17 protein-coding genes are annotated in these 18,114 nt (G+C 55.8%); 13 read left to right on the top strand and 4 right to left on the bottom strand.

The annotated features are described in order from the left end of the window. Positions 1-10: 10 nt before the first annotated feature. Together BFV64_RS22490 and BFV64_RS22485 are read left to right on the top strand one after the other, a co-directional pair. A complete protein-coding gene (locus BFV64_RS22490) occupies positions 11-1,594 on the top strand; it encodes an alpha-amylase family glycosyl hydrolase (protein WP_045281884.1) in 1,584 nt (527 codons plus the stop codon). Further along, positions 1,578-2,636 (top strand): glycoside hydrolase family 130 protein, encoded by a 1,059-nt coding sequence (locus tag BFV64_RS22485; RefSeq protein ID WP_023331554.1) that lies wholly within the window; start codon positions 1,578-1,580, stop codon positions 2,634-2,636. The genes BFV64_RS22490 and BFV64_RS22485 overlap by 17 nt, the downstream gene beginning before the upstream one ends. A gap of 41 nt (positions 2,637-2,677) precedes the next feature. Here the strand turns inward: BFV64_RS22485 and BFV64_RS22480 are convergent, their stop codons facing one another. After that, the gene (locus BFV64_RS22480) at positions 2,678-3,481 is read right to left on the bottom strand and encodes a dienelactone hydrolase family protein (protein WP_014885625.1); all 804 of its coding nucleotides are present in this window, start codon (positions 3,479-3,481) and stop codon (positions 2,678-2,680) included. 255 nt (positions 3,482-3,736) lie between these two features. On the opposite strand from BFV64_RS22480, the gene udp reads away from it, so the two are divergent. The 9 genes from udp to tatD all read left to right on the top strand — a co-directional run bounded on the left by udp (position 3,737) and on the right by tatD (position 11,647). Further along, complete coding sequence (gene udp, locus BFV64_RS22475) at positions 3,737-4,498, top strand: uridine phosphorylase (protein ID WP_003860792.1); 762 nt, start codon at positions 3,737-3,739, stop codon at positions 4,496-4,498. Between the two features lie 139 nt (positions 4,499-4,637). Beyond that, complete coding sequence (rmuC, locus tag BFV64_RS22470) at positions 4,638-6,095, top strand: DNA recombination protein RmuC (RefSeq protein ID WP_063614529.1); 1,458 nt, start codon at positions 4,638-4,640, stop codon at positions 6,093-6,095. A 66-nt stretch (positions 6,096-6,161) separates the two neighbouring features. Beyond that, the gene (gene ubiE, locus BFV64_RS22465; protein ID WP_014885623.1) at positions 6,162-6,917 is read left to right on the top strand and encodes a bifunctional demethylmenaquinone methyltransferase/2-methoxy-6-polyprenyl-1,4-benzoquinol methylase UbiE; all 756 of its coding nucleotides are present in this window, start codon (positions 6,162-6,164) and stop codon (positions 6,915-6,917) included. Between the two features lie 13 nt (positions 6,918-6,930). Further along, on the top strand, positions 6,931-7,536 hold the full coding sequence (gene ubiJ / locus BFV64_RS22460) for a ubiquinone biosynthesis protein UbiJ (RefSeq protein ID WP_045135431.1): 606 nt from the start codon (positions 6,931-6,933) through the stop codon (positions 7,534-7,536). Beyond that, complete coding sequence (gene ubiB / locus BFV64_RS22455) at positions 7,533-9,173, top strand: ubiquinone biosynthesis regulatory protein kinase UbiB (protein ID WP_045135432.1); 1,641 nt, start codon at positions 7,533-7,535, stop codon at positions 9,171-9,173. The genes ubiJ and ubiB overlap by 4 nt, the downstream gene beginning before the upstream one ends. 76 nt (positions 9,174-9,249) lie before the next feature. After that, positions 9,250-9,504: a Sec-independent protein translocase subunit TatA gene (gene tatA / locus BFV64_RS22450; RefSeq protein ID WP_014885620.1), complete on the top strand. Its 255-nt coding sequence runs from the start codon at positions 9,250-9,252 to the stop codon at positions 9,502-9,504. A gap of 3 nt (positions 9,505-9,507) precedes the next feature. Then, positions 9,508-10,050 carry a Sec-independent protein translocase protein TatB gene (gene tatB / locus BFV64_RS22445; protein ID WP_023331551.1) on the top strand — a complete coding sequence of 181 codons (543 nt, stop codon included), beginning with the start codon at positions 9,508-9,510 and terminating at the stop codon, positions 10,048-10,050. A gap of 2 nt (positions 10,051-10,052) precedes the next feature. Next, positions 10,053-10,823, top strand: coding sequence for a Sec-independent protein translocase subunit TatC (tatC, locus tag BFV64_RS22440; RefSeq protein WP_023331550.1), 771 nt, complete (start codon positions 10,053-10,055; stop codon positions 10,821-10,823). Between the two features lie 41 nt (positions 10,824-10,864). Further along, positions 10,865-11,647 (top strand): 3'-5' ssDNA/RNA exonuclease TatD, encoded by a 783-nt coding sequence (gene tatD / locus BFV64_RS22435; protein ID WP_032635121.1) that lies wholly within the window; start codon positions 10,865-10,867, stop codon positions 11,645-11,647. Here tatD and rfaH read toward each other — a convergent pair. Then, positions 11,644-12,135 (bottom strand): transcription/translation regulatory transformer protein RfaH, encoded by a 492-nt coding sequence (gene rfaH, locus BFV64_RS22430; protein ID WP_014885616.1) that lies wholly within the window; start codon positions 12,133-12,135, stop codon positions 11,644-11,646. The two genes, tatD and rfaH, sit on opposite strands and share 4 nt — an antisense overlap. A gap of 170 nt (positions 12,136-12,305) precedes the next feature. On the opposite strand from rfaH, the gene ubiD reads away from it, so the two are divergent. Both ubiD and fre read left to right on the top strand, forming a co-directional pair. Next, a complete protein-coding gene (ubiD, locus tag BFV64_RS22425; protein ID WP_023331547.1) occupies positions 12,306-13,811 on the top strand; it encodes a 4-hydroxy-3-polyprenylbenzoate decarboxylase in 1,506 nt (501 codons plus the stop codon). A gap of 30 nt (positions 13,812-13,841) precedes the next feature. Continuing rightward, on the top strand, positions 13,842-14,543 hold the full coding sequence (fre, locus tag BFV64_RS22420; protein ID WP_069602443.1) for an NAD(P)H-flavin reductase: 702 nt from the start codon (positions 13,842-13,844) through the stop codon (positions 14,541-14,543). 182 nt (positions 14,544-14,725) lie between these two features. On the opposite strand, the gene fadA is transcribed toward fre, so the two are convergent. Both fadA and fadB read right to left on the bottom strand, forming a co-directional pair. After that, positions 14,726-15,889, bottom strand: coding sequence for an acetyl-CoA C-acyltransferase FadA (gene fadA / locus BFV64_RS22415; RefSeq protein ID WP_069602442.1), 1,164 nt, complete (start codon positions 15,887-15,889; stop codon positions 14,726-14,728). Between the two features lie 9 nt (positions 15,890-15,898). Further along, the gene (gene fadB, locus BFV64_RS22410; RefSeq protein ID WP_045281882.1) at positions 15,899-18,088 is read right to left on the bottom strand and encodes a fatty acid oxidation complex subunit alpha FadB; all 2,190 of its coding nucleotides are present in this window, start codon (positions 18,086-18,088) and stop codon (positions 15,899-15,901) included. Positions 18,089-18,114 lie beyond the last annotated feature (26 nt).

Below are 18,114 nucleotides of genomic sequence, written 5' to 3'. Positions count from 1 at the left end.
GGAATGTACGGTGAACAAACAACCCTGGTGGCAGGCCTGTACCTGTTACCAAATTTATCTGCCGTCGTTTTGCGATGGTAACGGTGACGGGCTGGGTGATTTCCCAGGCCTGCTCTCAAAAGTGGATTACCTGAGCGCGTTAGGCATCGGTGCCATCTGGATCACGCCGTTTTACCCCTCTCCTCTGGTGGATAACGGGTATGACATTAGTGATTACTGCGCCGTCGACCCACGATTCGGCACGCTGACCGATTTTCGCGACGTCGTTCATCGCTGCCATGAAAAGGGGATCCGGGTCATTATCGATCTGGTGCTTAATCATGTCTCTTCGCAGCATCCGTGGTTTCAGGATGCCTGGAATAATCCCGCAAGCCGCTATCGGGACTATTTTCTTTTCAGCGCGCACCCTAACAACTGGGAGTCATTTTTTTCCGGCAGCGCCTGGAGCCCGGAGCCGGACACCGGCGAGTTTTACTACCATAAATTCGCGCCTGAGCAGGTCGATCTTAACTGGGCGAACCCCGCGGTTGAGCAGGAAATGCTTCAGGTCATTGATTTCTGGCAGGCACAGGGCGTGGATGGCTTCCGCTTCGACGTGATTAATTTCCTCAGTACGCGCGGCATCGGGCCTGACAATCCGGAGAAAGCGGGAGTACAGCAGCATGAGCATGACGTGAATCAGCCGGGACTCATCGGCACGCTGCAGCGCGTATGCCAACATGCCAGGCAGCAAGGGGATGTTTTCCTGATCGGCGAAATCGGCAGCGAGGAGAGGGAGACCCTGGCCCGTTATCAGGCCCCGTCGCTGATGGACGTGGTCTTTAACTTCAATATTGGCAGCCAGAAAACCTTCGATGCGGCACGCCTGTGCGACGAGATTAACGCCACGCTGGCGCTGCAGTCTGGCCTGCCGACGCTATTCTTTTCCAGCCACGATATGCCGCGCATGATTAGCCGCTTTGGTGAAGGCCCGCATGACGCCGCCCGGGCGTTGGCCGTTCTGGCGCTACAGCTGACCGTGCGCGGCGTACCGTTTATTTTTCAGGGTGACGAGTTGGGGATGCCCGACTATGTGCCTCAGACGGTCGGGCAGATTTTTGATATTCAGGGAAAAACCTTCTACGACACGGCCATGCGGCAGGGGTGCAGTGCCGCCGACGCGCTGGCGCAGGCCATTGAACATTCACGGGATGGGTCCCGCGCCCCCTTCCTCTGGTGCGACGCACCGTTTGCGGGCTTTTCCACATCCACGCCGTGGATGCCCGTCAGCCAGGACTATCCCTTGCTCAATGCCGAACATCAGATATCGACGCCCGGCTCGTTGTGGCGTCAGTACCAGACCTTCATTGCGCTTCGGGCCGCCATCGGGGCGCTACAGCATGGGGAGTGCAGCCTACTGAAGCGCCATAAGGCGTGCGTCTGGTTTACCCGAACAACGGCGCAGGAACAGGTCTGGGTGGCCGTGAATTTTGGCCAGCCGGTACAAAACCCATTGTGGGCCATTGAAGCGGATGTCCTGTACGGCCAAAACGCGCAGCAGCTGGATAAAAATCAAATTCTGATAAAAAGGAGTGTATATGAACAGACACGGTAAGAATCCGTTGATCACCCCGAGCGACGTGGTGCCTTCTCTGCCAGGACGGAAAGTGGAGTGCGTCTTTAACGCCGGGGTAACGGAGTATCATGGGGAGATTATCCTGCTGCTTCGGGTTGCCGAGAGCGTGATAAATGATGACCCACAGAAGATCGTCGTTCCGCTTCTGGTGCAGCAGTCCGGCGGCTGGCAGGCGGCAACAAAAACGTTCGACCGCAACGACCCGCGCTATGATTTTAGCGACCCGCGTACCATTGTGCTGAAAAGCGACCCGGCTCAGGTCTGGCTGACGTCAATGTCCCACCTGCGCCTGGCGCGAAGCCAGGACGGTGTAAATTTCACCATCGATCAACAGCCGTTTATTACCGCCGACAGCCGCTATGAGGAATTTGGCTGTGAAGATGCGCGTATCACCCTGATTGACGATGTCTGGTACATCAATTACTCCGCCGTGTCATCGCTGGGTATCTCCACCGCGCTGGCGACCACCGTTGATTTTATCTCCGTCGACAAGAAAGGGCTGATTTTCTGCCCTGATAACCGCGACGTCTGTTTCTTCCCGGAGAAGGTTGGCGGATCCTTCCGGGCGCTTACCCGGCCCGCGCCCTGCCATTTCGGCCACCCGGAAATCTGGATCTGCGAATCGCCCGATATGCTGCACTGGGGAAACCACCGGCATCTGCTGGGACGCTCGGGAGACGAATGGGATGCGCTGAAGTCGGGTGGCGGCGCGCCGCTGATCAAGACCGCGCGCGGCTGGCTGGAGATTTATCACGGCGTTGACGCTAGCCAGCGTTATTGCCTGGGCGCTCTGCTTCTGGATCTTGAGGATCCGCTCACCCTCATCGCCAAATCTTCCGTACCGCTGCTGGAGCCGAGCGCGCCCTATGAGCGTGAAGGCTTTTTCGGTAACGTCGTCTTTACCTGCGGGGCGCTGGTGCGTAATGACACGTTGCATATCTGGTATGGTGCGGCGGATGAGCGTATCGCCCTGGCCACGCTGCCGATGGACGAGCTGTGGAAACATCTGGGCCTGGAGTAAGCCCTGACGCAGCCCCGGCTTTCGCCGGGGCTGCGAAGTGTTTATTTCTTCCCGCCGTACTGGCTAAACCACGCCAGCATTCTCTGCCAGCCATCTTTCGCCGATTCCGCGTGATAACTCGGACGGTAATCTGCGTTAAACGCATGTCCGGCATCCGGATACACCACAATCTCAGCATTGGCATTGGCTGCCCGTAGCGCATGGCGCATGGTTTCTACCGAATCAAGCGAAATACCGGTGTCCTGGCCGCCATACAGACCCAGCACCGGGGCATTGAGCTCAGTGGCGATGTCCACCGGATGTTTTGGCGAATTCAGCGTTTTCTCGCCCACCAGTTTGCCATACCAGGCGACAGCCGCTTTGAGCTGCGGATTGTGTGCGGCATACAGCCAGCTAATGCGTCCGCCCCAGCAGAAGCCGGTGACCATCAGACGGTGCGGGTCGCCGCCGTTACGCGCCGCCCAGCTGGCAACGTGGTCGAGATCGGCCAGCACCTGCGCGTCCGGGACTTTGCTGACCAGATTGCTGAACAGCGTTGGAATATCGCTATAGTCGTTTGGATCGCCCTGACGGAAGTAGAGTTCTGGCGCAACGGCCAGATATCCTTCAAGTGCCAGGCGACGGCAGAGGTCGCGAATATGTTCGTGAACCCCAAAAATCTCCTGAACCACAATCACGATGGGCAGCGGACCGTCTGCCGATTTTGGTCGTGCGTGCCAGGCAGGCATATTCTCCCCCTGAGAGGGAATGGAGGTCTCTCCCGCCGTAATGGCCTCTTCTGAGGTTGAAACGATGGTTGAAGCAAGCGGGGCTGCAGCAGGTGCAAAACCGGTTTTTTCAGTCATGGCATTCTCCGTACCAATGAGTTAGCGCAAAGGTAAATATAGACACCAGGTTAACAACTCACAGTGCCTTAAACGGTCTATCTTTTGTGCAGCACCTGACGATATAACTTGTTAATGTGATGTAAATCACTTTTTGATGGAAATTCACTGCAATCATTTTCATTCATGGTGAGATGCATCACGAAATTATGCTTACTGCTTCTGTAAAGTACCGTTTTACTTCTTCTGACTAACCGACCCACAGAGGAGTCACCTATGTCTAAGTCTGATGTTTTTCATCTCGGCCTCACTAAAAATGATTTACAAGGGGCTACGCTCGCTATCGTCCCTGGCGACCCTGAGCGTGTGGAAAAGATCGCCGCGCTGATGGATAAGCCGGTCAAACTGGCTGCCCATCGTGAATTCACCACCTGGCGTGCAGAGCTGGATGGCAAAGCGGTGATTGTGTGCTCCACCGGTATCGGCGGTCCGTCTACCTCTATTGCAGTTGAAGAGCTGGCGCAGCTGGGCATTCGTACTTTCCTGCGTATCGGCACGACCGGCGCGATTCAGCCGCACATCAACGTGGGCGACGTACTGGTGACGACGGCATCCGTTCGTCTGGACGGGGCAAGCCTGCACTTTGCGCCTATGGAATTCCCGGCAGTGGCTGACTTCGAATGCACCACCGCGCTGGTTGAAGCCGCGAAGTCCGTGGGCGCGACCACCCACGTTGGCGTAACCGCCTCTTCCGACACCTTCTACCCGGGCCAGGAGCGCTACGACACCTTCTCTGGCCGCGTTGTGAGCCGTTTCAAAGGCTCAATGGAAGAGTGGCAGTCCATGGGCGTAATGAACTACGAAATGGAATCCGCGACGCTGCTGACCATGTGTGCAAGCCAGGGTCTGCGTGCCGGTATGGTGGCGGGCGTTATCGTCAACCGTACTCAGCAGGAGATCCCGAACGCCGAAACCATGAAGCAGACCGAAAGTCATGCGGTGAAAATTGTGGTGGAAGCGGCTCGTCGCCTGATCTAGCCCTCTCTTCTCAAATCAAAGGCCGACGCGTTCGGCCTTTATTTTTTGCGTAGCACCTCGCAGGAAAACCCTTTCAAACTGGACGTTTATACAGCACAATTCTATTTTGTGCGGGTAATACGTTGATGCAGGGGGCATTGTGGATATCTCAATCCTGATTTATGCGGTGATTGCGCTGGCGGGCGTTGCGATAGGCTGGCTGATTTCCAGCTACCAGCATGCGCAGCAGAAGGCCGATCAGTTGGCGGAGCGCGAAGAGATCGTCGCCGAGCTCAGCGCGGTAAAGCAACAGCTTGCGCTAAGTGACCACTGGCGCGACGAGTGCGAGCTGCTCAATAACGAACTGCGCAACCTGCGTGATATCAACACGTCGCTGGAGGCCGATCTCCGCGAAGTGACTACCCGCCTCGAATCCACGCAGCTGCATGCGGAAGACAAAATCCGTCAGATGATTAACAGCGAGCAGCGCCTCAGCGAGCAGTTTGAGAATCTCGCCAACCGCATTTTCGAACACAGCAACCGCCGCGTTGACGAACAGAATCGCCAGAGTCTGAACAGTCTGCTGACGCCGCTGCGTGAACAGCTGGACGGTTTTCGCCGTCAGGTGCAGGACAGCTTTGGACAGGAAGCCCGCGAGCGGCACACGCTGGCGCACGAGATTCGTAATCTTCAGCAGTTGAATGCGCAAATGGCGCAGGAGGCGGTCAACCTCACTCGGGCGCTAAAAGGGGATAACAAAACCCAGGGTAACTGGGGAGAAGTGGTGCTCACCCGCGTGCTGGAGGCCTCTGGCCTGCGCGAGGGGTATGAATACGAAACGCAGGTGAGTATCGAGAGCGATGCCCGCTCGCGGATGCAGCCAGACGTCATTGTGCGTCTGCCGCAGGGGAAAGATGTGGTGATCGACGCCAAAATGACGCTGGTGGCGTATGAGCGTTACTTTAATGCGGAAGACGACTACACGCGCGAGTCGGCGCTGCAGGAGCATATTGCCTCCGTGCGTAACCATATCCGACTGCTGGGCAGAAAAGATTATCAGCAGCTTCCGGGGCTGCGCTCGCTGGACTATGTGCTGATGTTTATTCCGGTCGAACCGGCGTTCCTGCTGGCCCTCGACAGACAGCCCGAACTGATCACCGAAGCGCTCAAAAATAATATTATGCTGGTGAGCCCCACCACCCTGCTGGTGGCATTACGTACCATTGCTAACCTGTGGCGCTATGAGCACCAGAGCCGCAATGCACAGAAGATTGCCGAGCGTGCCAGCAAGCTGTACGACAAAATGCGCCTCTTCGTGGACGATATGTCCTCGGTCGGGCAAAGCCTGGACCGTGCGCAGGATAACTACCGTCAGGCGATGAAAAAACTCGCCTCCGGGCGGGGCAACCTACTTGCTCAGGCTGAAGCATTCCGCGGCCTGGGGGTGGAGGTCAAACGCGAGATTAATCCGGAACTGGTGGAGCAGGCCACGGCGCAAGACGAAGAGTTCCGTCTGCGTGAAGGCGCAGATGAACAAAAGACACCCAGCGAAGACAACGAGTTAACGACGGATTTATCGTCTGACGAGCCGCCGACACGTTTCTATCACGGCGGTTGAATCGTAGGGCAAACGCGCCCAATCTGTTACACTTCACGAACATTTGACTGATTAGCAGGCTCTGAGATGGTTGACGATTCACAAGACACGACGCACTTTGGCTTTCAGACTGTCGCCAAAGCGCAGAAAGCTGACATGGTGGCCCACGTATTTCATTCCGTGGCGGCGAAGTACGATGTGATGAATGACTTAATGTCGTTCGGCATTCATCGCTTGTGGAAACGCTTCACCATTGACTGCAGCGGTGTGCGCCGTGGACAAACCGTGCTGGATTTAGCTGGTGGAACAGGCGATCTGACGGCGAAGTTTTCCCGTCTGGTGGGTGAAACTGGCCGCGTTGTTCTGGCCGATATCAATGACTCCATGCTGAAAATGGGACGCGAAAAGTTGCGTAACATCGGCGTGGTGGGCAATGTGGAATACGTGCAGGCTAACGCCGAAGCGCTGCCATTCCCGGATAATACCTTTGACTGCATCACGATCTCCTTCGGCCTGCGTAACGTCACCGACAAAGAAAAAGCGCTGCGCTCCATGTACCGTGTACTGAAGCCGGGTGGACGTCTGCTGGTGCTCGAGTTCTCTAAACCGATCATTGAGCCGCTGAGCAAAGCCTACGACGCCTATTCCTTCCACGTGCTGCCGCGTATCGGTGAACTGGTGGCGAACGACGCGGAGAGCTACCGCTATCTGGCGGAGTCCATTCGCATGCACCCGGATCAGGACACCCTAAAAGCCATGATGCAGGATGCGGAATTTGAGAACGTTGAATACTTCAACATGACGGCGGGTGTCGTTGCGCTGCATCGCGGTTACAAATTCTGAGTGGAGGTGTCCCGTGCCCTTTAAACCCTTAGTCACCGCAGGCATCGAGAATGTGCTCAATGCCTTCCTGTATCGCGCGCCGGCGCTAAAAGCTGCACGTCAGCGACTTAACGGGAAGGTCCTGCGCATTGTATTAAAAGAGTTCTCAACGCCGCTCGTGCTGGTCTTCAGCGAACGCCAGCTCGATGTTCTGGGTGAGTGGGAAGGCGAGGCGGATTGCTCGGTCATTACCCATATGAGCGTGCTGCCAAAACTGCGCGATCGCCAGCAATTGACGGCGCTTATCCGCAGCGGTGAGCTGGAAGTGGAGGGCGACATCCAGGTCGTACAAAACTTCGTTGCGCTCAGCGATCTGGCGGAGTTTGACCCGGCAGAACTGCTCGCGCCTTTTATTGGTGACATCGCCGCTGAAGGGATCGGGAAAGCTATTCATGGCGGCACGGCGTTCTTGCGCAAAAATCTGGAACGGCAGCAGCGCTATGCCGCAGAAGTCCTGACTGAAGAGTGGCGCATGGCCCCCGGTCCGCTGGAAGTGGCATGGTTTGCGGAAGAAACCGCTGCTGTTGAACGTGCGGTTGATGCATTAACCAAACGGCTGGAAAAACTGGAGGGCAAATGACGCCTGGTGAAATTCGGCGCCTCTATTTTATCGTCCACACCTTTTTGAGTTACGGGCTCGATGAGCTTATCCCCAAAATGCGTATCACGCTGCCGCTTAGAATCTGGCGGCGGATGTTGTTCTGGATGCCTAATCGTCATAAAGGTCAGCCGCTGGGTGAACGTCTGCGTCTGGCGCTGCAGGAGCTTGGCCCGGTATGGATTAAGTTCGGACAGATGCTCTCAACCCGCCGCGATCTCTTCCCGCCTCATATTGCCGATGAACTGGCAATGCTGCAGGACCGTGTTGCCCCGTTTGACGGAGTGAGGGCAAAGAAACAGATCGAAGAGGCAATGGGTAATCTTCCCGTTGAAACCTGGTTTGACGATTTCGAAATAGCCCCGCTGGCGTCGGCGTCTATTGCTCAGGTGCATACCGCGCGTCTGAAAGAGAACGGCAAAGAGGTGGTGATCAAGGTGATCCGCCCGGATATCCTGCCGGTCATCAAAGCTGACATGAAGCTGATTTATCGTCTGGCGCGCTGGGTACCACGTTTGTTACCTGATGGCCGTCGTCTGCGTCCGATGGAAGTGGTGCGGGAATACGAAAAAACGCTGATTGATGAGCTTAACCTGCTGCGCGAGTCAGCAAACGCCATTCAGCTGCGTCGTAACTTTGAAAACAGCCCGATGCTTTATGTGCCTGAGGTCTATTCAGACTACTGCAGTCAGAACATGATGGTCATGGAGCGCATCTACGGTATTCCGGTTTCGGATGTGGCGGCGCTGGAGAAGCAGGGAACGAACATGAAGCTGCTGGCCGAACGTGGCGTTCAGGTCTTCTTTACTCAGGTGTTCCGCGACAGCTTTTTCCATGCGGATATGCACCCGGGCAATATTTTTGTGAGCTACGAGCATCCTGAGGATCCGAAGTATATCGGTATCGACTGCGGGATTGTGGGGTCGCTGAATAAAGAAGATAAGCGTTATCTGGCCGAGAACTTTATCGCGTTCTTCAACCGTGACTACCGTAAGGTGGCTGAGCTGCACGTTGACTCCGGCTGGGTTCCGCCGGACACCAACGTCGAAGAGTTTGAGTTTGCTATTCGTACCGTCTGCGAGCCGATTTTTGAAAAGCCGCTGGCAGAAATCTCCTTCGGGCACGTGCTGTTAAACCTGTTTAATACGGCTCGCCGCTTTAATATGGAAGTTCAGCCGCAATTAGTTTTACTTCAGAAAACATTACTTTACGTTGAGGGTGTAGGTCGCCAACTCTATCCTCAGTTAGACTTGTGGAAGACGGCTAAACCGTTCCTGGAATCCTGGATTAAGGATCAGGTAGGTTTTCCAGCGCTGGTGCGCTCATTGAAAGAGAAAGGCCCGTTCTGGATTGAAAAAATGCCCGAAATTCCTGAACTGGTTTACGACAGTTTGCGTCAGAGCAAGAACCTTCAGCACAGCATGGATAAAATCGCCCGCGAGCTTCAGTCCAGTCGCGTGCGCCAGGGACAATCACGCTATCTCTTTGGGATTGGCGCAACGCTGCTGTTGAGCGGTACGTTGCTGCTAATCAATCGTCCGGACTGGCAGATGATGCCCGCCTGGCTGATGGCTAGCGGGGTTGTTGTCTGGCTAGCCGGATGGAGAAAAACGCGCTGAGTTTGCGTCGCCATCGACGGGTCGCATACGTATAATGCGACTTGACCAATTAATCATCTATTCCTGAGGAATTTGTATGGGTGGTATCAGTATCTGGCAATTAGTCATTATTGCCGTCATCGTCGTGCTGCTGTTTGGCACTAAAAAGCTCGGTTCTATCGGTTCCGATCTGGGCGCGTCTATCAAAGGCTTCAAGAAAGCAATGAGCGATGATGAGAACAAGCAGGATAAAGCCAGCCAGGATGCTGATTTTACTGCAAAATCCATCTCCGATAAGCAAGAAGAAGCCAAAAAAGAAGACGCCAAAAGCCACGATAAAGAGCAGGTGTAAGTCGTGTTCGACATTGGTTTTAGTGAGCTGCTGCTAGTCTTTGTGATTGGCCTGATCGTGCTGGGTCCGCAGCGTCTGCCCGTGGCGGTGAAAACCGTTGTGGGCTGGGTGCGTGCGCTGAGATCGCTGGCATCGACCGTTCAGAATGAACTGGCACAGGAACTTAAGCTCCAGGAGTTTCAGGAAAGCCTGAAAAAGGTCGAGAAGGCGAGCATGGATAACCTGACGCCGGAACTGAAAGCCTCAATGGATGAACTGCGCGAAGCGGCGGAATCCATGAAGCGCTCTTACAGCGTTAACGATCCTGAAAAAGCGAGCGATGAAGCGAACACCATTCATAACCCGGTGGTGAAGGACAGCGAAGCGCAACGTGAGGGCGTGACGCCAGCGAGTGCTGAGCACCAGGCCGCCGCGCCAGAACAGACGCCGCAGGAAACCGAAGTGAAAAAACAGGCGCAGCCGGAAGACCCCACGATAAAAGTGGCGGAAGCGAAACCCGTCGCGCCTGTTTCCGAATCATCCCCCTCGTCGAGTGATAAAGCGTAACCATGGCAGTAGATGATACTCAACCGCTTATTACGCACCTTATTGAGCTGCGTAAGCGCCTGTTAAACTGCATTATTGCGGTTCTGGTGATATTCCTGTGCCTGGTCTATTTCGCCAACGATATCTATCAGGTGGTCTCTGCACCGCTGATTAAGCAGATGCCGCTGGGGGCAACGATGATTGCAACAGATGTTGCCTCACCGTTCTTTACCCCTATTAAGCTCACCTTTTGGGTGTCGTTGATTGCGTCTGCACCCGTCATCCTTTATCAGGTATGGGCGTTTGTGGCACCAGCGCTGTATAAACATGAACGTAAACTGGTGATCCCGCTGCTGGTCTCCAGCTCGTTGCTGTTCTATATCGGTATGGCGTTTGCCTACTTCGTTGTCTTCCCGCTGGCCTTTGGCTTCCTGACGCACACCGCGCCGGAAGGGGTGCAGGTGTCGACAGATATCGCCAGCTATCTCAGCTTCGTCATGGCGCTGTTTATGGCGTTTGGCGTGGCATTTGAAGTGCCGGTCGCCATTGTGCTGCTTTGCTGGGTTGGGGTAACGACCCCTGAAGACCTGCGTAAAAAGCGTCCGTATATCCTGGTAGGTGCATTTGTGGTCGGCATGCTGCTCACGCCGCCGGATGTTTTCTCGCAGACGTTACTGGCCATACCGATGTATTGCCTCTTTGAGGTTGGCGTATTCTTCTCGCGTTTCTACGTGGGTAAAGGACGCCGATCGGACGATGTAGACGATGCGTCTGAAAAGACCACTGAAGAGTAAAACCAGCCGCCCGTCAGGGCGGTTGTTATATGGGGATTCGCATGTTTGATATCGGACTCAACCTGACCAGCTCGCAGTTTGCAAAAGATCGCGATGACGTTGTTGCGCGTGCTTTTGACGCCGGCGTTAAAGGACTCCTGCTGACCGGAACTAACCTTCATGAGAGCGAGCAGGCGCAGCTTCTGGCGCAACGTTATGAACACTGCTGGTCAACCGCAGGCATCCACCCTCATGACAGTAGCCAGTGGACCGAGGAGAGCGCACAAATCCTTTACAGGCTGGCGAAAACCGCTGAGGTGGTGGCCATTGGCGAGTGTGGGCTCGATTTTAACCGCAACTTCTCCACGCCTGACGAACAGGAAAAGGCATTCACTGCCCAGCTTGCTCTGGCGGCAGAGCTTGAAATGCCCGTCTTTATGCATTGCCGCGACGCGCACGAACGTTTTCTCGCGCTTCTGGATCCCTGGCTGGATAAACTCCCCGGCGCGGTGCTGCACTGCTTCACCGGTTCAAGGCAGGAGGCGCAGGAGTGCCTGGCGCGCGGGCTGTTTCTCGGCATTACCGGCTGGGTTTGTGATGAGCGCCGCGGGCTTGAGCTACGCGAGCTGTTACCGTTGATTCCGGCCGACCGTTTGCTTATTGAGACCGATGCGCCTTATCTGCTGCCGAGAGATATGACGCCCAAACCGTCATCGCGGCGAAATGAGCCTGCATACCTGGGGCACATTGTTGAGCGCGTGGCGCGATGGCGTGGAGACGATCCGCACTGGCTTTCTGCGCAGACGGATGACAACGTGCGCCATCTCTTCAGGATCAGTTTTTAAACTTTACGGAAGTCGGTATTTTTGACGCTCTGCAACACCTGCTTGTTCAGCAGGTTGAGCAACAACATGGAGCGTGCTTCACCGTCCGGCTCGGCGAAAATCGCCTGCAGGCCTTCGAATGCACCTTCCGTAATGACGACGTTATCACCCGCGTAAGGGGTTTCCGGGTCGGTGATCCCTTCGGGCTGTTGATACACCGAAAGCTGATGAATGACCGTCGACGGAACGGTGGCCGGGTGGGCGCCAAAACGAACGAAGTGGCTGACGCCGCGCGTTGCGCTGATGGTGGTGGTGTGGATCACCTCAGGGTCGAACTCCACGAACAGGTAGTTCGGGAATAACGGCTCACTGACGGTTGTGCGCTTCCCGCGCTGCATTTTTTCAAGCGTGATCACGGGTGTCAGACAATTTACAGACTGACGTTCAAGATGTTCCTGCGCGCGCTGAAGTTGCCCGCGTTTGCAATACAGTAAATACCAGGCCTGCATAATCACTCTTTCCCTTAGTTCGGGGCGCAAGCATATCAAAACCCTGGAGGGATCGCTAAGTTGATTATAATGGGTGAACCTGGAACAGAACGCATAAGTTCACGCTAATTTAACAAAATTACAGCATCAAGCAGGCTTACGCCGTATAATGAAGCGCTTACAGAGAGGCCATGACTAACTGCATGAAATACCACGATCTCCGCGACTTCCTGACGCTGCTGGAAAAGCAGGGCGAACTCAAACGCATTACACTTCCTGTTGATCCTTATCTGGAAATGACAGAAATTGCTGACCGCACCCTGCGTGCCGGTGGCCCCGCGTTACTCTTTGAAAATCCGAAAGGTTACTCCATGCCGGTGCTGTGCAACCTGTTTGGTACACCGCGTCGTGTCGCATTGGGGATGGGGCAGGAAGACGTTACCGCGTTGCGTGAAGTGGGTAAGCTGCTGGCATTTCTGAAAGAGCCAGAGCCACCGAAAGGCTTCCGCGATCTGTTCGACAAGCTGCCGCAGTTTAAGCAGGTGCTGAACATGCCAACCAAACGCCTGCGCGGTGCGCCGTGCCAGCAAAAAGTGCTGGAAGGCGATGCGGTTGATTTGACCAAAATTCCCATTATGCAGTGCTGGCCTGAAGATGCTGCGCCGCTGATCACCTGGGGTTTGACCGTCACGCGCGGTCCGCATAAAGAACGGCAAAATCTGGGTATTTACCGCCAGCAGTTGATTGGTAAGAATAAGCTCATCATGCGCTGGCTGTCGCATCGCGGCGGCGCGCTGGATTTCCAGGAGTGGTGCGCTGCGCATCCGGGTGAACGTTTCCCGGTCTCTGTCGCCTTAGGCGCTGACCCGGCCACTATTCTGGGAGCCGTTACACCCGTGCCGGATACGCTCTCTGAATATGCGTTTGCCGGCCTGCTGCGCGGGACAAAAACCGAAGTCGTGAAGTGTATTTCGAACGATCTCGAAGTTCCGGCCAGTGCGGAAATTGTGCTGGAAGGTTACCTTGAGCAGGGCGAACTGGCACCGGAAGGCCCTTACGGCGACCACACCGGTTATTACAACGAAGTGGATAACTTCCCGGTGTTTACCGTTACGCACATTACGCAGCGTGAAGATGCGATTTATCACTCTACCTACACCGGGCGTCCACCGGATGAACCCGCAGTACTGGGGGTGGCGCTGAATGAAGTGTTTGTGCCGATCCTGCAAAAGCAGTTCCCGGAAATCGTTGATTTTTACCTGCCCCCTGAAGGGTGCTCGTATCGCCTGGCGGTAGTGACGATGAAGAAGCAGTATCCCGGTCATGCGAAACGCGTGATGATGGGCGTCTGGTCTTTCCTGCGCCAGTTTATGTATACCAAATTTGTTATTGTCTGCGATGATGACGTTAACGCTCGCGACTGGAATGACGTCATTTGGGCGATTACCACGCGAATGGACCCGGCGCGCGATACGGTGTTAGTCGAGAACACGCCGATAGATTACCTGGACTTTGCCTCGCCGGTTTCCGGTCTTGGCTCAAAAATGGGACTGGATGCCACAAATAAATGGCCTGGCGAAACCGACCGTGAATGGGGTCGCCCGATCAAAAAAGATCCTGCCGTGACCGCGCGTATTGACGCGATCTGGGATGAACTGGCCATAATGAATAACGGTAAACCTGAAACAGGCCGTTAAGCCCTATAGACTTCACGACAGAGAGAGCGAATGACAACCTTAAGCTGTAAAGTGACCTCGGTAGATGCCATCACCGACACCGTATATCGCGTCCGTTTAGTGCCAGAAGCGGCATTCTCTTTCCGCGCTGGTCAGTACTTAATGGTAGTGATGGATGAGCGTGATAAGCGTCCTTTCTCTATGGCCTCTGCGCCAGCAGAGAAAGAATTTATTGAGCTGCATATTGGTGCGTCTGAGCTTAACCTGTACGCGATGGCCGTTATGGACCGCATCCTGAAAGAACGTGAGATTGTGGTCGACATCCCTCACGGCGAAGCGTGGCTGCGCGATGACGAAGATCGTCCGCTGATCCTCATCGCTGGCGGTACGGGATTCTCTTATGTGCGCTCTATTCTGTTGACCGCTCTGGCACGTAACCCGGACCGTGACATCACCATTTACTGGGGTGGCCGCGAAGAGAAGCATCTATATGACCTGTCTGAGCTGGAAGCGCTGAGCGTAACCCATCCTAACCTGCGCATTGAGCCGGTGGTTGAGCAGCCGGAAGAGGGCTGGCGTGGGCGTAGCGGTACCGTGCTGACGGCGGTATTGCAGGATCACGGCACGCTGGCAGGACACGATATCTATATCGCAGGTCGTTTCGAGATGGCGAAAATCGCCCGGGACCTGTTCTGTAACGAACGTGACGCGCGTGAAGATCGCCTGTTTGGCGATGCGTTTGCCTTCATTTAAATAAAAAACCCGCCCCTGACAGGCGGGAAGAACGGCAACTAAACTCTCTCTCTTCGCCAATGACGCCATAACTGCGTTGGCTGCGCTCGTTCACCCGAATCACTTACTTGAGTAAGCTCATCGGGATTCGCTCGCTTGCCGCCTTGTTCTGACGTCATTGGCTTTGAAATACTTTTCCTGATTTACACTCTCTCAAACACCGTCGCGATACCCTGACCCAACCCGATGCACATTGTTGCCAGTCCGAACTGGGCATCTTTGCGCTCCATCAGATTAATCAGCGTCGTGCTGATACGCCCCCCGGAGCAACCGAGTGGGTGGCCGAGGGCGATCGCGCCGCCGTTGAGGTTAATTTTCTCGTCGATCTGTTCCATCAGCCCCAGATCTTTAATGCACGGCAGGATCTGCGCGGCGAAGGCTTCGTTCATCTCGAACAGATCGATGTCGCTGGCGGTTAGTCCCGCTTTTTTCAGCGCCAGCTTCGAGGCCGGAACCGGGCCGTAACCCATGATTGAAGGATCGCAGCCCACGACAGCCATCGAACGTACCCGAGCGCGTGGGGTTAACCCCAGCTCACGGGCGCGGCTTTCGCTCATCACCAGCATCGCCGCTGCTCCGTCGGACAGCGCCGACGAGGTACCTGCCGTGACCGTACCGGTGACCGGATCAAATGCCGGACGCAACGTAGAAAGTGCTTCCACCGTTGTTTCCGGGCGGATCACTTCGTCGTAGCTGAACTGCTTCAGAACGCCGTCCGCATCGTGACCGCCGGTAGGGATGATCTCGTTTTTAAATGCGCCGGACTGCGTGGCAGCCCAGGCGCGGGCATGGGAACGTGCGGCAAACGCATCCTGCATTTCACGGCTGATGCCGTGCAGGCGGGAGAGCATCTCCGCGGTGAGACCCATCATTCCCGCAGCTTTTGCCACGTTACGGCTCATCCCCGGATGGAAATCGACGCCGTGGCTCATCGGGACGTGCCCCATATGCTCCACACCGCCGACCAGGCAGGCCTGAGCATCGCCGGTCATGATCATACGTGCCGCATCGTGCAGCGCCTGCATAGACGAACCGCACAGACGGTTAACGGTGACGGCCGGAACCGAATGCGGGATCTCCGCCAGCAGTGACGCATTACGCGCGATATTGAAGCCCTGCTCCAGGGTCTGCTGCACGCAGCCCCAGTAGATATCGTCGAGCGCGGCGGGGTCCAACGCCGGATTACGCGCCAGCAGGCTACGCATCAGGTGTGCGGAGAGGTCTTCCGCGCGCACGTTACGGAATGCGCCGCCTTTTGAACGGCCCATCGGGGTGCGAATCGCATCAACAATGACAACCTTTTCCATTGTGACTCCTTAAGCCGTTTTCAGCTCGCCAACCGGACGGGCTGGCTCAACTGCTGGGTAATAGGGTTCGTTATGGCGCGCTTTGTTGCGCAGCCCTTCAGGCACTTCATAGAGCGGGCCGAGGTGCTGATACTGCTGAGCCATATCGAGATAGCGGGCGCTGCCGATGGTGTCCAGCCAGCGGAATGCGCCACCGTGGAACGGAGGGAAGCCCAGGCCGTATACCAGCGCCATATCCGCTTCGGCCGGGCTGGCGATAATGCCTTCTTCCAGACAACGCACCACTTCGTTGATCATCGGGATCATCATGCGGGCGATGATCTCATCGTCGGTGAAGTCACGTTTTGACTGGCATACGTCGGCCAGCAGGCCATCCACCGCCGCATCCTCTTCTTTCTTCGGTTTGCCTTTGCTGTCTTCTTTATAGCGCCAGAAGCCCAGGCCGTTTTTCTGACCGAAGCGGTTAGCGTCGAACAGGGCGTCAATCGCGTCGCGATAATCTTTCTGCATGCGCTGCGGGAAGCCCGCCGCCATCACCGCCTGGGCGTGATGGGCGGTATCAATACCGACCACGTCCAGCAGATACGCCGGGCCCATCGGCCAGCCGAACTGTTTTTCCATCACTTTGTCGATTTTGCGGAAGTCTGCCCCGTCGCGCAGCAGCTGGCTGAAACCGGCGAAGTAAGGGAACAGTACGCGGTTGACGAAGAAGCCCGGGCAGTCGTTAACAACGATCGGCGTTTTGCCCATCTTGCTTGCCCACGCCACCACTTTGGCGATGGTTTCGTCAGAGGTTTTTTCCCCTCGGATCACTTCGACCAGCGGCATACGGTGTACCGGGTTGAAGAAGTGCATTCCGCAGAAGTTTTCCGGACGCTTCAGTACGCTCGCCAGTTCGCTAATCGGAATAGTCGAGGTATTAGAGGCCAGTACGGTATCCGGACGAACTTTGTCTTCCGTTTCCGCCAGCACCGCTTTTTTGACTTTCGGGTTCTCTACGACCGCCTCAACGACCACGTCCACACGATCAAAACCGCTGTATTCCAGCACAGGCTGAATGGTGGAGATCACGCCAGCGAGCTTCAGCCCGTCAATTTTGCCGCGCTCCAGCTGTTTATTCAGCAGCTTGGCCGCTTCGGTCATGCCCAGCGTCAGGGATTTCTCGTTAATGTCTTTCATCACTACCGGCACGCCTTTCCAGGCTGACTGGTAGGCGATGCCGCCACCCATAATGCCCGCCCCGAGTACCGCCGCGTGTTTTGGGGTCTCAACGTTTTTGGTCAGCTGTTTAGCTTTGCCTTTCACGAACTGATCGTTCAGGAAGATGCCAACCAGCGCGCGGGCTTCGTTGGTGTGCGCCAGCGGGACGAAGCTCTGATTTTCCAGTTTCAGGGCTTCGTCACGGCCCAGACGGGCGGCCGCTTCAATGGTTTTCACTGCCGTGATCGGCGCCGGGTAGTGTTTACCCGCCGTCTGCATCACCATGCCTTTGGCGATGGTGAAGCTCATGGTGGCTTCTATCTTGCTGAGTTTTAACGGCTCAAGCTTCGGCTGGCGTTTGGCTTTCCAGTCGAGATCGCCATTAATGGCCTGACGCAGAATAGCCAGAGCGCCTTCAACCAGTTTTTCTGGCTTAACCACGCCGTCCACCAGGCCGATTTTCTGCGCCTGTTCCGCGCCGACATCTTTACCGGCGGCGATGATCTCCAGCGCGCTGTCAGCACCCAGCATGCGCGGCATACGGACGGATCCGCCAAAGCCCGGCATGATCCCCAGTTTGGTTTCCGGCAGGCCGATACGCAGATCCGGCGTGGCCAGACGGTAGTCGGTTGCCAGCACGCATTCGCAGCCACCGCCTAATGCGTAACCATTAACGGCGGAAATAGTCGGAACAGGCAGGTCTTCCAGACGGTTAAAGACGCTGTTAGCAAAGTGCAGCCACTGGCTCAACTGTTCTTCAGGCACCTGGAACAGGGAAAGGAATTCGGTGATATCGGCACCGACAATAAAGGCTGCTTTGTTTGAGCGCAGCAGCAGCCCTTTTAATTCAGTTTGCTTTTCAAGTACTTCCAACGCCTGGCCAAGACTGGCCACGGTCGCGGTATCAAGCTTGTTCACTGAGCCGGGAGCATCGAATACCAGTTCGGCAATGCCATCTTCCAGCCAGTTGAGGTACAGGGTGTCGCCTTTGTAGAGCATGTCAGTCTCCTGAATCCAGCAATTGG

Source organism: Enterobacter kobei (assembly GCF_001729765.1).
GTDB lineage: Bacteria > Pseudomonadota > Gammaproteobacteria > Enterobacterales > Enterobacteriaceae > Enterobacter > Enterobacter kobei.
The sequence above is the reverse complement of the archived record's forward strand: the minus strand, read 5'-3'. Positions and strand labels throughout refer to the sequence as shown.

Bases quoted from the DNA above. Each gene is read 5' to 3' on its own strand.
- BFV64_RS22485 (WP_023331554.1), top strand. From the start codon at position 1,578: ATGAACAGACACGGTAAGAATCCGTTGATCACCCCGAGCGACGTGGTG.
- BFV64_RS22480 (WP_014885625.1), bottom strand. From the start codon at position 3,481: ATGACTGAAAAAACCGGTTTTGCACCTGCTGCAGCCCCGCTTGCTTCA.
- udp (WP_003860792.1), top strand. From the start codon at position 3,737: ATGTCTAAGTCTGATGTTTTTCATCTCGGCCTCACTAAAAATGATTTA.
- ubiE (WP_014885623.1), top strand. From the start codon at position 6,162: ATGGTTGACGATTCACAAGACACGACGCACTTTGGCTTTCAGACTGTC.
- ubiB (WP_045135432.1), top strand. From the start codon at position 7,533: ATGACGCCTGGTGAAATTCGGCGCCTCTATTTTATCGTCCACACCTTT.
- tatA (WP_014885620.1), top strand. From the start codon at position 9,250: ATGGGTGGTATCAGTATCTGGCAATTAGTCATTATTGCCGTCATCGTC.
- tatC (WP_023331550.1), top strand. From the start codon at position 10,053: ATGGCAGTAGATGATACTCAACCGCTTATTACGCACCTTATTGAGCTG.
- tatD (WP_032635121.1), top strand. From the start codon at position 10,865: ATGTTTGATATCGGACTCAACCTGACCAGCTCGCAGTTTGCAAAAGAT.
- rfaH (WP_014885616.1), bottom strand. From the start codon at position 12,135: ATGCAGGCCTGGTATTTACTGTATTGCAAACGCGGGCAACTTCAGCGC.
- ubiD (WP_023331547.1), top strand. From the start codon at position 12,306: ATGACTAACTGCATGAAATACCACGATCTCCGCGACTTCCTGACGCTG.
- fre (WP_069602443.1), top strand. From the start codon at position 13,842: ATGACAACCTTAAGCTGTAAAGTGACCTCGGTAGATGCCATCACCGAC.
- fadA (WP_069602442.1), bottom strand. From the start codon at position 15,889: ATGGAAAAGGTTGTCATTGTTGATGCGATTCGCACCCCGATGGGCCGT.
- fadB (WP_045281882.1), bottom strand. From the start codon at position 18,088: ATGCTCTACAAAGGCGACACCCTGTACCTCAACTGGCTGGAAGATGGC.